The 12,586-nt window shown below is 70.8% G+C and carries 11 protein-coding genes; all 11 read right to left on the minus strand.

Translation table 11 applies throughout. The features are described from left to right. Positions 1-265 precede the first annotated feature (265 nt). Positions 266-1,297, minus strand: coding sequence for a branched-chain amino acid ABC transporter permease (locus tag QO011_RS16775; protein WP_307274261.1), 1,032 nt, complete (start codon positions 1,295-1,297; stop codon positions 266-268). Then, positions 1,294-2,157 carry a branched-chain amino acid ABC transporter permease gene (locus QO011_RS16780; protein ID WP_307274263.1) on the minus strand — a complete coding sequence of 288 codons (864 nt, stop codon included), beginning with the start codon at positions 2,155-2,157 and terminating at the stop codon, positions 1,294-1,296. The genes QO011_RS16775 and QO011_RS16780 overlap by 4 nt, the downstream gene beginning before the upstream one ends. 4 nt (positions 2,158-2,161) lie before the next feature. Further along, positions 2,162-2,860, minus strand: a complete 699-nt coding sequence (locus QO011_RS16785; protein WP_307274265.1) for an ABC transporter ATP-binding protein — start codon at positions 2,858-2,860, stop codon at positions 2,162-2,164. Then, positions 2,860-3,612: an ABC transporter ATP-binding protein gene (locus tag QO011_RS16790; RefSeq protein ID WP_307274269.1), complete on the minus strand. Its 753-nt coding sequence runs from the start codon at positions 3,610-3,612 to the stop codon at positions 2,860-2,862. Before QO011_RS16790 ends, QO011_RS16785 begins: the two co-directional genes overlap by 1 nt. Before the next feature lie 19 nt (positions 3,613-3,631). Beyond that, positions 3,632-4,903, minus strand: coding sequence for an ABC transporter substrate-binding protein (locus tag QO011_RS16795; RefSeq protein ID WP_307274271.1), 1,272 nt, complete (start codon positions 4,901-4,903; stop codon positions 3,632-3,634). 180 nt (positions 4,904-5,083) lie between these two features. Further along, positions 5,084-5,599, minus strand: coding sequence for a cupin domain-containing protein (locus tag QO011_RS16800; RefSeq protein ID WP_307274272.1), 516 nt, complete (start codon positions 5,597-5,599; stop codon positions 5,084-5,086). Between the two features lie 25 nt (positions 5,600-5,624). Next, complete coding sequence (gene lhgD, locus QO011_RS16805; protein WP_307274274.1) at positions 5,625-6,818, minus strand: L-2-hydroxyglutarate dehydrogenase; 1,194 nt, start codon at positions 6,816-6,818, stop codon at positions 5,625-5,627. A 41-nt stretch (positions 6,819-6,859) separates the two neighbouring features. Further along, the gene (locus QO011_RS16810; RefSeq protein ID WP_307274277.1) at positions 6,860-7,558 is read right to left on the minus strand and encodes a GntR family transcriptional regulator; all 699 of its coding nucleotides are present in this window, start codon (positions 7,556-7,558) and stop codon (positions 6,860-6,862) included. Positions 7,559-7,745: 187 nt separating this feature from the next. Continuing rightward, a complete protein-coding gene (locus tag QO011_RS16815) occupies positions 7,746-9,248 on the minus strand; it encodes an SRPBCC family protein (protein ID WP_307274279.1) in 1,503 nt (500 codons plus the stop codon). 3 nt (positions 9,249-9,251) lie between these two features. Beyond that, positions 9,252-9,689: an SRPBCC family protein gene (locus tag QO011_RS16820; RefSeq protein ID WP_307274281.1), complete on the minus strand. Its 438-nt coding sequence runs from the start codon at positions 9,687-9,689 to the stop codon at positions 9,252-9,254. Between the two features lie 654 nt (positions 9,690-10,343). After that, entirely contained in the window at positions 10,344-12,557 is a 2,214-nt protein-coding gene (locus QO011_RS16825) for a flotillin family protein (RefSeq protein ID WP_307274282.1), read from the minus strand. Between the last annotated feature and the right edge of the window lie 29 nt (positions 12,558-12,586).

The following is a 12,586-nucleotide window of genomic DNA, read 5'->3' on the forward strand; positions in this document are numbered from 1 at the left end:
GGATGCCACACAACGCCATCCCACGCAGGTCATGGGAGTAACACGCCCATCCAGAATAGATCGCTCGATTGCTGCGATGTGTGAATCAAACAGCCCCCTTGCGGGGAGGGGTAAGGGGTGGGGGTCGTGCAGAATGAGGCGGGTCGGGTTTGTAAAGGTCGCCCTGTGACGCAGGTCTGCGCTCTGTTCTGATAGACCCCCACCCTCCGCAAGGGGGAGGGGAATTGCCGGCGTCGCGCCTCACTCTCCGCTGACGCCTCTCGACCTACCGCTCCCCCGTCTTCCCCAGCCGGCGCACCAGCGGGAAGACCTGCCAGTCCCAGCGGTCGGCGACGAAGCCCCACAGGCCGCGCGGGGCCTTGAGCATGACGGCGATCGCCACCACGCCCAGCGCGATGATGTAGATGCTGCCGTAGTCGGCCAGGAACTGGCGCAGCAGAAAGTACACGATGGTGCCGACGATCGGGCCCTCGACCCGGCCGATGCCGCCGATCACCGTGATGAAGATGACGTTGACGGTCCAGTCGTTGATGCTGAAGGCCGAGGCCGGGGTGACGGTGAGCTTCTGCAGGAAGATCAGCGACCCGACCATGCCGGTGGCGCAGGCCGCGACGACGAAGGCGACGATGCGGGTGCGGGCGACGTCGATGCCGTTGGAGCGGGCGGCGAGCTCGTTGTCGCGGATCGCCGCCAGGGCGAGGCCCCAGCGCGTGCGCAGCAGCGCGACGATGCCGCCGACCGTGACGACGACCAGGGCGAGGCCGAGCCAGTAGATCAGGAACTCCCGGGTGTCGCGGGCCGAGGCGATCGACTTGACCACCGCCGCCGGCAGGCTGATGCCGGAGCCACCGCCCACCGCCGCCACCTGCTGGAACACCTGCGGGAAGATCTCGGCCACCACCCAGGAGCCGATGGTGAAATAGGCCCCGCGCAGCCGCAGCAGGATCAGGATGATCGGCACCGCCGCGAGGGCGGCGACCGCCCCGGCCACCGGGATGCCGACGAGCGGGTTGAGGCCGCCCCACAGCGCCGTGAGGAACAGCACATAGCCGCCGATGCCGACGAAAGCCTGCTGGCCGACCGAGACCAGGCCGGCATAGCCGGCGAGCAGGTTCCACAGGCTGGCCAGGGCGACATAGGCGAAGATCTCGCCGAGCAGGCGCAGGGTGATGCGATCGGCCCAGGCCGGCGCCGTCGCCAGCACCACGAGGCCGACGGCGACCAGCAGGAGGCCGATGCGGCTCGACCGGTTGGCGAAGCGGACATGGGCCTTGATCTCGGCAGGGAGGGAGGTCATGCGGTGGCGCTCGGGAACAGGCCCTGCCGCCGGATCATCAGCAGGACGAGGAAGGCGACGTGGCCGGCCAGCACCGGCCAGGCGACGTTGACGTGGCCGCCGATCGACTGGGCGACGCCGAGCACGACGCCGCCGGCCAGCGTCCCCCACAGGCTGCCGAGCCCGCCGATGATGATGGCCTCGAAGCCGAAGATCAGCAGGTTCGGCCCGGAGAACGGGTCGAAATTGGTGCGGATGGCGATGAAGGTGCCGGCCACCGCCGCCACGGCCAGGGCGAGCGCCATGGCCAGGGCGAAGAGATGGCGGTTCTCCAGGCCCATCAGCTGGGCGACCTCGGGGTCGTCGGAGGTCGCCCGGAACGCCCGTCCAATCGCCGTGCGGTAGAACAGGAGCTGCAGGCCGCCGATGATCGCCACCGCGGTAAGGAACTGGATCAGCGGCAGGGCGCCGACATAGAGCCCGGGCAGCGGCTCCCAGCTCGCCACCTCGACGGCGCCGGCCTGCAGGCGGCGGCTGTCGGGCGTGAAGACGAGCAGCAGGACGTTCTGGATGATCACCGAGAGCCCGAACGTCACCAAGAGCGGCGGCAGGTCCTCGCCGAGCGTGAAGTTGAGCAGCAGCCGCTGCAGGGCATAGCCGACCGCGGCGGCTGCCGGCACGACCACGAGGAGCGCCGGGAACGGGCCGATGCCGGCGGCATGGCTGACGGTATAGGCGAGATAGGCGGTCGCCACGATCAGGTCGCCATGGGCGATGTTGACGAGGCGCATCACCCCGAAGATCAGCGACAGGCCGGCGGCGAACAGGGCATACAGGCCGCCGAGGAGGATGCCCTGCACGACAGCGTTGAGCCATTCCATGGCGTCACACTCCGAAATAGGCGGCGCGCACCGCCTCGAGGCCGAGCTCGGCCGAGCGGCCGGCGAGGACGAGGCGGCCCTGGCGCAGGCAGCAGAGCCGGCCGGCGGCCGCCCTGGCCTGGACCACGTCCTGCTCGACGATCACCACCGCCGTGCCCTCGGCCACGATCGAGGGCAGGCGGGCGAAGATGTCGCGCACCACGATCGGCGCGAGGCCGAGGCTCAGCTCGTCGCAGAGCAGCAGGCGCGGGTTGGACATCAGCGCCCGCCCGATCGCCACCATCTGCTGCTGGCCGCCGGAGAGCGAGGTGCTGGCCTGGCGCCGGCGCTCGTCCAGCACCGGGAAGAGCTCCAGCACGCGCGCCAGGGTCCACGGCCCCGGCCGGCCGATCTGGCCGCCGATCTGCAGATTCTCCAGAACCGACAACGAGGGGAACAGCCGGCGCCCCTCCGGCACCAGGGCGATGCCGCGCGCCACCAGCGCCGCCGCGCGAAGGCCGGTGACCGGCACGCCGTCGAAACGGATGGCGCCGCGCCGCGGCCGGATGAGCCCGGCGATCGATTTCAAGAGCGTGCTCTTGCCGGCGCCGTTGGCGCCGATGACGCTCACCACCTCGCCGGCCGCCACCGCGAGCGACAGGCCGTGCAGGGCCTGGAAGTCGCCGTAGAAGGCGTCGAGCGCCTCGATCTCGAGCAGGGCCATCAGGGCACCGCCGCGGCGGGCAGGGCGGCATCGGCCGGGATGCCCATATAGACCTCGGCGACCTTGGGGTGGCGCAGCACCGCTTCCGGTCGGCCGTCGGCGATGAAGCTGCCGCCGGCGAGGACGACCACGCGTTCGACCACGGCGGTGAGGGCATGCACGACGTGCTCGATCCAGATCAGGGAGAGGCCCGTCGTGAGGATGTCGCGGATCAGGGCGGTGAGGATCTCGCATTCCGGCTCGCTGAGGCCGCCGGCCACCTCGTCGAGCAGCAGCAGGCGCGGCCGCGTCGTCAGCGCGCGGGCGAGCTCGAGCCGCTTGCGGTCGAGCAGGGTCAGCGCAGAGGCCCGGACATTGGCTTTCGACGTCAGGCCGCATCGCTCCAGAACCGCCGCGGCGCGGCCATAGACCTCGCGCTCGCCGCAGCCGCCGGCGAAGGCGCCGGCGACGACGCAGTTCTCGAACACCGTCATGCCGCCGAAGGGCTGCGGCACCTGGAACGAGCGCGCCATGCCCATGCGGCAGCGGCGCGAGGCCGGCACGCGGGTGATGTCGAGGCCGCCGAAGCGGATCGTGCCGGCATTGGGGGCGATCGTGCCGGTGATCAGGCCGAACAGCGTGCTCTTGCCGGCGCCGTTCGGCCCGAGCATGCCGAGCGCCTCGCCCTCGCCGAGCTCGAGGTCGAGGTCGCGGGCGACGACCACGGCGCCGTAGCGCTTCGAGATCCCACGCAGGGAAAGGATCGCCGCCACGGGATCGCCGCGTCCGGTCTCAGCCGAGGGGGATGAGCGGGGCGGTGTCCGCGATCTCGGGATGGCCGGCATTGCCGACGATCTCGACGCCGAACTTGCCGTCCTTCTTCTGCCATTGCCCGGCCACGACCGGCGTGACCGCGACGTTGCGGACCGGCCCCGGCCATTTGACGTGGCCGACGATGGTGTGGAGGTCGGTGGCGTTGATCGCCGCCAGGATCGATTGCGGGTCGTCCGGGTCCTGCGTGCGCTTGAGCACGTCGATCACCACCTCGAACAGCGCGTGCTTGAAGGCGATCGGCTGGGTCCAGGGCCGCTGCGTCGCCTTCTCGTAATCGCCGGCCAGCTGGCCGGCGCTGACGCCGGTCAGGCTCGACTTGAAGGGGTGGAACGGCGTCCACCACAATTCGCAGCCCATGCCGTTGGCCCGGTCGCCGAGCGAGGCGATGGCGGAGGGGAACAGGAAGGCCTTGCCGAGGGTGACGATCTTGGGGTGGAAGCCCTGCTGGGCGGCCTGGGTCCAGAAGGTCGAGAAATCCGGCGTGAACAGGTTGCCGGTGACGATCTCGACGCCGGCCTTGCGGAAGGCGGCGATCTGGGGCGTGAAATCGTTGCCGAAGGCCGGGAACTGGCCGGGATCGACGATGGTGAAGCCGGCCTGGCCGATCGCCTTGGTGAAGGCCTCGCGCCAGGACGTGTCGTCCTGGGCGGTGTTGAACAGGAAGCCCACGGTCTTGTTGGTCGACTGGGTCTGCCACAGGCCGGTGAAGGCCTGCAGCACCTCGTCGAGCCCCCAGAAGAAGTGGTAGGTCCACTCGAACCCTTCCTTGGGCGGGTTGCGACCGTAATAATAGGATTCCCACGGATTGTCCGTGGTGATGCAGGGCACCTCGTTCAGCTCCGCCTGGTTGGCCACCGGATTGGTGTCGACCGAGCCGCTGGAGGCGGTGATGATCGTGACCTTGTCCTTGAGGATCAGCTCCGCCGCCACCTCGGCCGTGCGGCTTTCGTCGGTCTGGCTGTCCTTGGCGATGATCTCGATCGTGTAGGTCTTGCCGCCGATCTGGAGGCCGTTCGCCAGGAGGCCCCGGATCTGATCGAGCATATAGGGGTCGGCCTCGGCGAAGCCGGCCATCGGGCCGGTGCGCGGGCTGACATGGCCGATGCGGATGGTCGGCGTCGCCGCTCGCAGCACGCCCGGGCTGGACAGGCTGGCCGCGACGGCGAGGCCGCCCTTGAGGACCGTGCGGCGATCGATCGCCTTGGGGATGGGGCGGCTGGCCTCGGTCATGACGTCTCCCTCGCAGACGGGCTTCGTCGAGCCCTTTTGTTTGCGCCGGCATGATGCGGCCGGTCTCGTCGCGGCCCGTCGGCCGCGCAGGGCGTTGGAGCCTGTGGCCAGTCTGATCGTCGGTTTGGCTGAACGCAACAGAAAAATCGACCATAATGCGATAGGATGCAGAAAGATCGATCATGCTGTCGCGTCGGTCTCCGACGGATGCGCCATCAGGGCGACGAACACGGCCGGGCCGGGGCCGAGATTGACCCAGGCATGGTTGGTGGCGCCCTGCACGACGCAGTCCAGCGGCTCGAGCTCCACCGGCGGCCCGGTGTCGAGCAGGAGCTGGGCCCGGCCCTGCAGCAGCACCACGCAGTCGCGCGTCGGCGTGCGGTGCATCAGCGGGTGGCGCGTGACGTCGACCCGGCAATGCTCGATGCCGTTGCCGGCGAAGAAGGCCTCGGCGATCTCGGCGCGGCCGGCCTCGGACAGGCCCGGGTCGGGCGGCGGCAGCACGAAGAGGCGCAGCAGCGTGCCGCCGGGCGGCGGGTAGAACGGCACCGCACGCCCGTTTCCGGGCGTCGGAGCGAAATCCTGCCAGAGCTCGATATCGGTGCCGGCGCCGCGCTCCAGGCTTTCCTGCCCGACGAGATGGGAGCGGCCGGCGGGATCGAGCCCGACATGGAAGCGGCGGACCGTCGTGACCATGCGGGCAACTCCCTCGTGATGGATGTCAGCCGGCGCCGAAGCAGCGATCGGCGATCATCCGGCCGATCGGGATCGAGGAGGTGGCGGCGGGCGAGGGGGCGTTGCAGACGTGCAGCATGTGCTCGGTCTGCAGGAACAGGAAGTCGTGCTCCAGCCGCCCGTCGGCCATCACGGCCTGGGCCCGGATGCCTGCCTCCATCGGCCGGAGGTCGTCGAGGGTCAGGGCCGGGCAATATTTGCGGCAGGCGGCGAGATAGCCGCGCTTCCACAGGGAATTGGCGAGCTCCTGCGTGCCCGAGCCGATATTGGCGGCGAGCAGGCGCCAGAGCCCCGGGAAGGTGGCGAGGTCGATCATGTCCCTGAGGTCGACCGAGAGCTTGGGGTAGCCCTCGCGCGCGAGGCCCAGCACCGCGTTCGGCCCCACCGTGACGCTGCCGTCGATCATGCGGGTGAGGTGGATGCCGAGGAAGGGCAGCGCCGGGTCCGGCACGGGGTAGATCAGGTGGCGCACGATGGTGTTGCGGGCGGGCGGCAGCCGGTAATATTCGCCGCGGAACGGCACGATGCGGTGCTCGATGGCAAGGCCCGCCAGGCGGGCGAGCCGGTCCGACTGCAGGCCGGCGCAGGCGATCAGCTTGGCTGCGGTCCAGCGCCGCTCGCCGGCCGCGACCGTGACCAGTCCGTCCTTCTCCTGGATGGCCGTGACCTCGGTGCCGAGCTCGATCGTGCCGCCCTGGCGCGTCAGCTCCGCCGCCATCGCCGCGCACACCGCCTTGTAGTCGACGATGCCGGTGGCGTGGACCAGGATGGCGCCGACGCCCTCGATCGCCGGCTCGCGGCGGCGCAGCTCCGCCGCGTCCAGCTTCTCCACGGCGATGCCGTTGGTCTGCGCCCGCTCGAACAGCGCGTCCATCCGGCTCGCCTCCAGCGCATCGGTGGCGACCACCAGCTTGCCGCAGGTCTCGAAGGGAATCGCATGCTCGGCACAGAAGACCGTGATCGCCTCGGCGCCCTCGCGGCAGAGCCGCGCCTTCAGGCTCCCCGGCGCATAATAGATGCCGGCATGGATGACGCCGCTGTTGTGGCCGGTCTGGTGGCGGGCGAGCCCCGCCTCCTTCTCCAGGAGCAGGATGCCGGCGCCGGGCCGCTTCTCCAGCACGGCCAGCGCCGTGGCGAGGCCGACGATGCCGCCGCCGATGATGATGACGTCATGGGTCATGGGAAGTCCGTCTCGCCGGAACCCGGCGGCATGCGGGGAGATCAGGCGCCGAGCACGGTCTCGACCAGCTCGGCCGTGCGTTGGAAATGGCGGGTCAGCAGGCTGGTGGCGAGGTCGGCGTCATGGGCCAGCGCCGCCTCCAGGATCGGCCGGTGCTCGTCGTCGTTGCTGCGCGACTTGCCGGCGATCCGGGCGAGGTGGCGATAGCGCTCGGCCGCCTCGAACAATTGGCCGCTGATCGTGATCAGCCAGCGCGAGCCGCAGCCCGAGACCAGCGCCACGTGGAACTGCCGGTGGGCCTCCTCCCAGTCCCGGCTGCGGGTGCGGTGGTCGTCGCTGGTGAAGCGCGGCGTGCGCGACAGCCGGTGATAGGCGATCAGCAGGCCCTCCTCCCAGGCCATGTCGGCCGCGTCGATCGACTGGCGCAGCGCCATGCCGTCGATGGTGCAGCGCGCCCTGGTGAGGTCGTGCAGGTCGGCCCGCGACAGCGGCGCCACGGTGAAGCCGCGATGATCGGCCTGGCGCACCAGGTTCTCCATCGAGAGGCGGCTCAAGGCCTCTCGCACCGGGCTGAGGCCGACGTCGAAGCGCTCGCACAGGGCGCGGATGTTGAGCTTGGTGTCGGCGGGCAGCGCGACGGTCAGGATGTCCTGCCTCAGCTGGTCGTAGATCGAGGACGCCAGCGTCTCCTTGGCTGCCGGCTCGGCGGCGGTCGAACGGGGGTCGGTTGCACGCTGCATGCGGAGCGGCCTTGGATGGAGACGGAGAATGCGGCGAGCGTCCGGGCGCCTCAATAGCACATGCGGCCGTCCGTGAGCGATCACCGGCAGCCTGGGTCGATGCCGAAGGCTGCATGATCGATCATATGGCCTTTCAGCGCAAATTTGTCGATCACTATTCTGGATGGGATTGCCGTGATACGCGTCGTCAACCAGCGCCGTCCACCGCCGCCGGCAGCAGCACCAGGGCGCCGATCGTCTGCCGGCCGGCCAGCCGGCGATGCGCTTCGGCAGCTTGGCGGAGCGGCAGCCGGGCTGCGATCTCCGGGCGTAGAATGCCGGCCCGCGCCAGCGCGAACAGCCGCTCGGCCCGGGGCAGGAGCTCGTCGCGGCGCCCGGCATAGTGGCCGAGGCTCGGGCGCGACAGCCGGGTCGACCTGGCAGCGAGACGGTCGAGGTTGCGCGTGCCGAGCGGTCCGCTCGCCTGGCCGTAGCTGACGAGATGGCCGCGCCGGGCGAGGAGATCGAGGGAGGCGTCGAAGCTGTCGCCGCCGAGCCCGTCATAGACCACGTCGGCACCACGGCCCCCGCTGATCCCGCGGATCGCTTCGGCGATCCCGGCTTCGCCGCTGGCAAGGACGTGATCGCAACCGGCCCGGCGCGCCGCGGCGGTCTTCGCCCCGGTCCCGACCACACCGACCACGACCGCACCCCGCGCCTTGAGCATGGCGGTGAGCAGCAGGCCGACCCCGCCGGCGGCGGCGCGCACCAGCGCCACCTCCCCCGGCCGGGGCGCATGCACATCCGTGACCAGGATGTCGGCCATCAGGCCCTTGAGGAAGAACGCTGCGGCGAGGTCCTCCGGCATGTCGGCCGGCAGGCGCACCACCGGCTCGGCAGCAAGCGTGCGCAGGGCGGCATAGGCGCCGGGCGGATGGCAGGCATAGACGACGCGGTCCCCGGGTGCGAGATGCGACACACCTGCGCCGACATCCAGGACGGTGCCGGCCGCCTCCAGGCCGGGAATGCCCGGCAGGGGCATCAGCCCGATATCCCCGGCCCGGCAATGCAGGTCGATATGGTTGACGCCGATCGCCGTCTGCCGGATCCGCACCTCGCCGGGGCCGGGCGGCGGCACGTCGACGAGGCGCGGCACCAGCACCTCCGGCCCGCCATGGCGCTCGACGACGATCGCTTCGGTCCGCATCACTCCGCTCGCCGGGGCCGCCGGCGCAGGGCGCGGCACCGCAGGGGCGGGCGGCACCGCGCCGGAGCGCTCGAACCGCCGCTTCAGCGCCGCGAAGCCGGCCTCGTAGATCTCCTCCGCCACCAGCCGCGCCAGCGCTTCGGCCTGCTCCGGCGGTGGGGTGAACTGGCTCTGCCAGACCAGCAGCGTGCGGTTGCCGTCGGTGACCGGCTTCAGCGTCATGGTGGCGACGTAGCCGTCCAGCCGCAGCGGCGCCTCGATCAGGCCATAGGTCAGGCTGCGCTCGCGGTCGGAGAGGGCGATCAGCTGCTCGCGCAGCCGGCCGCCGCCGGTGAGCGCGAAGGCGCGCACGCCGCCGACCCGGTCCGGCGCTTCGCCCGCCTCCATCCGGCTGCGGGCGACGGCCGGGTGCCAGCCGTCATGCGCATTGAAATCGCGCAGCAGGTCCCAGACCGTCGCGACCGGCGCATCGATCACCGTGCTGCGGACGATGCGCACCGCCATGCCTCAGCCGCCGAACCGGGTCTGCAGCGCCCGGAACGCCGCCTGGAAGACGTTGCGGCCGATATGCCCCACCAGCTCGGTCTCCCGCGCGGGCGGGCAGTCGAACTCGGCGCTCCACTCGGCGAAGCTGCGGTTGCCGTCGGTCACCGGGATGAGGCGCAGCGTCGCGACGTAGTTCTCGACGCCCATCGGGCTTTCCAGGATCGAATAGCTCATCGACAGGTCGTAGTCGGACAGGGCCAAGAGCCGCTCCCGGATGCGGCCTCCGTCCTTCAGCCGAAAGCTGCGGATGGCGCCGACCCGGTCCGCCGGCTCGTTCTGCTCGATCCGGCTCTCCGCCACGAACGGCGTCCAGGCCGGCAGCCCGTTGAAGTCGCGGATCACCGCCCAGACCTGCGCCGCCGGGGCAGGGATCACCGAGGAGACATAGACCTTGGGCAAGGGGGGCTCCTCAGGAGAGGGGAGGGTACGGCATGGGGCGGCGTGGGGGGCGCGACTCGCGCCGTTCTCGCCGCACCCGCCCCGCCCATGACGGTTGCGGGAGACACGACTGTCGTGCTCCGTTCCGCAACGGTTCCGTCATGGCCGGGCTTGACCCGGCCATCCACGCGCACGCGGCGATGGCTACGCTTGGCGCATCGTTGGCCGTTGCTCTTTCCGGCGCCGCCTGAGTTCGCGTGGATGGGCGGGTCAAGCCCGCCCATGACGGTCGAAGGTGGAGTAACCGTCGCCGCCCCTGCCGCACCCGCTCCGGCCATGACGGTTGCGGGAGGCACGACCGTCGTGCTCCGTTCCGCAACGGTTCCGTCATGGCCGGGCTTGACCCGGCCACCCCAGCACGATCGAAATTCGATCGTGCGGCGCACGCGACGATGGCTACGCTTGGCGCATCGTTGGCCGGTGCTCTTTCCGGCGCCGCCTGAGTTCGCGTGGATGGGCGGGTCAAGCCCGCCCATGACGGTGGAGGCTGGGGTGACCGTCGCCGCCTCTGCCGCGCTCGTTCCGCCCATGACGGTCGAGCGTGGGGTCGCCGTATCGTTCTCACGGCGGCCCGACGACAGTCGGCAGTCATGCTCCTGCGAGGCCCCATCCGCATCAGTCGTCGTCCCGGCGCTCGGCGGGGCCCTCGCCTTCGCCCTTGCGGGCGCCGTTCTCGCCGCGGTCCTTGCGGCGGTTGCGGGTGATGGAGTCGAGGTCCTTGGCGTCGCGCAGCACGTCGGTCATGCGGCCGATGCTGGCGCCGTCGATGCCGACCTCCTTCATCAGGCTGTCGATCATCGGCGCCTGCACGCGGTAGCGCAGGGCGCTGTCGATCACCTCGTCGGTGACGTTCTTGCGCGCCCCGTCGGATCCGCCGCCGAGGCCGTCGACGTGCAGGATCTTGATGCCGTCGATCTTCTCCATCGGCCGGGCGCTCTCGCGCACGATGCCCTCGATCTTGTCGAGCAGCTTCATGCGCGCACGGGAGGCCCGCGCCTCGGCGGTGAGCACGTTGTCGGCCTCGTTCGCCAGGCGCTGGCCCTCGGCGTCGATCCGATAGCGCGCCTCGGCCGCCTCCGAGCGGATCAGCACCGCATCCGCCTCGCCCTTGGCGGCGATGCGCTGCGCCTCGGCGAAGTTCGCGGCGGCGTCCTGCTCCGCCTTGGCCTTGGCGGTGAGGTGCAGCCGTTCGCGCTCCACGTCGCGCGCCGCGGCGACCAGGTCGATCGCCTTGCGCCGCTCGGCGATCTCGCGCTCGCGCACGGTGAAGACGTGCTCCTCGGCCAGGATCGCGGCGGCGCGCGCCGCCTCGGCCTCGGCGATGGCGGCGGAGCGCTCGCGCGACTTGGCGGCGACCTCGATCGCCTTGTCGATCTCGGCGATCTCCAGGATCTTGTCGCGCTCGACGCTGAGCTTGCTGAGGTCGCGGTCGCGTACCACGCGCGCCTCGCCGAGGCCCCGCTCGGTGGCGATGCGGGCGCGCTCCACCTCCTCGCCCGAGGCGATCTCGGCTTCCTCGAAGGCCTGGCGCCTGGCGATCTCCAGGCCCTGCAGCGCCCGCTCGCGCTCGATGCGCGCCTCGTCGATCCGCCGCTCGGCCGTGACGCGCTCGCGCTCGATCTCGGCGCGCGCCGTGGTCTCGGCGCGCCTCGCCTCGATGTCGGCCTGAGTCACCTCGATCGCCTTGCGGGCGAGGGCGATCTCGCGCTCGCGCTCGGCGAGCTCCAGGGCCAGGCGCCGCCCGACCTCCAGCTCCTCCTGCTCGCGCTGGCGCTTGATGCGCTCGCGCTCGATGGCGAGGCCGAGGGCGATCTCCTCGCGCTCGGTCTGCTCGCGGCTGCGCAGCTCCGTCTCCTCCACCGCGCGCTGGCGGGCGATCTCGCGCTTGCGGATCTCCTCCTCGCTGGCGATGCGGCTTTCGGCCAGCGTCCGTTCCTGGGCGATGCGGGTCTTCTCCGTCGCCTCCGCCGCGGCGAGCTGGGCGGCCTGCGCCTCGTGCTCGCGCTGGGCCCGCTCGCGCGCCAGCTCGGCCCGCTGCACGGCGCGACGGATCTCGATCTGGCGCTCTTGCTCGATGCGGGCATATTCGCTCTCGCGATCGATCTCCAGCACCCGCCGCTCGGATTCGAGGTTCTGGCTGCGGATCTCGATCATCGTCTGCTGCTCGATCAGGTTGCGCATCTTGCGGCGCATCTCGATCGTCTCGGTCAGCTGGGTCAGGCCTTCGGCGTCGAAGGCATTGGCGGGGTCGAAGAACGCCAGGCTGGTCTGGTCGAGGTCGACCAGCGACACCGTCTCCAGCTCCAGGCCGTTGTAGCGAAGCGCCTCGGCCGCCCGCTCGCGCACCTCGGCCATGAACTGGCCGCGGCGCACATGGATCTCCTCCAGCGTCAGCTCGGCCGCCACCGCCCGGAGCGCCGAGGCGAACTTGCCCTCGAACAATTCGCGCATGCCCTCCGGCTGCATCAGCCGCCGGCCGAGGGTCTGGGCGGCGACGGCGACCGCCTCGCGCGTCGGCTGCACCCGCAGGAAGAACTCGGCGATCAGGTCGACGCGCATGCGGTCGCGGGTGATCAGCGCATTGGTCTCGCCGCGCCGGACCTCGACGCGCATGACGTGCATGGCGACCGGCGTCATCTCGTGCAGCACCGGGATGACGAAGGCGCCGCCGTTGATCACCACCTTCTCGCCGCCGAAGCCGGTGCGCACGAAGGCGGTCTCCTTGGTCGAGCGGCGATAGAGCCAGCGCAAGAGATAGACCGCCACCGCGACCACGACCGCCGCGACGATCAGCCAGAGAATGAGCGTCCCGATGATCTCACCAGCCATTGCCGTTCCCCTCCCGCGCCGGTATCCGC

It is taken from the genome of Labrys wisconsinensis (genome assembly GCF_030814995.1).
GTDB classification, from domain to species: Bacteria; Pseudomonadota; Alphaproteobacteria; order Rhizobiales; family Labraceae; genus Labrys; species Labrys wisconsinensis.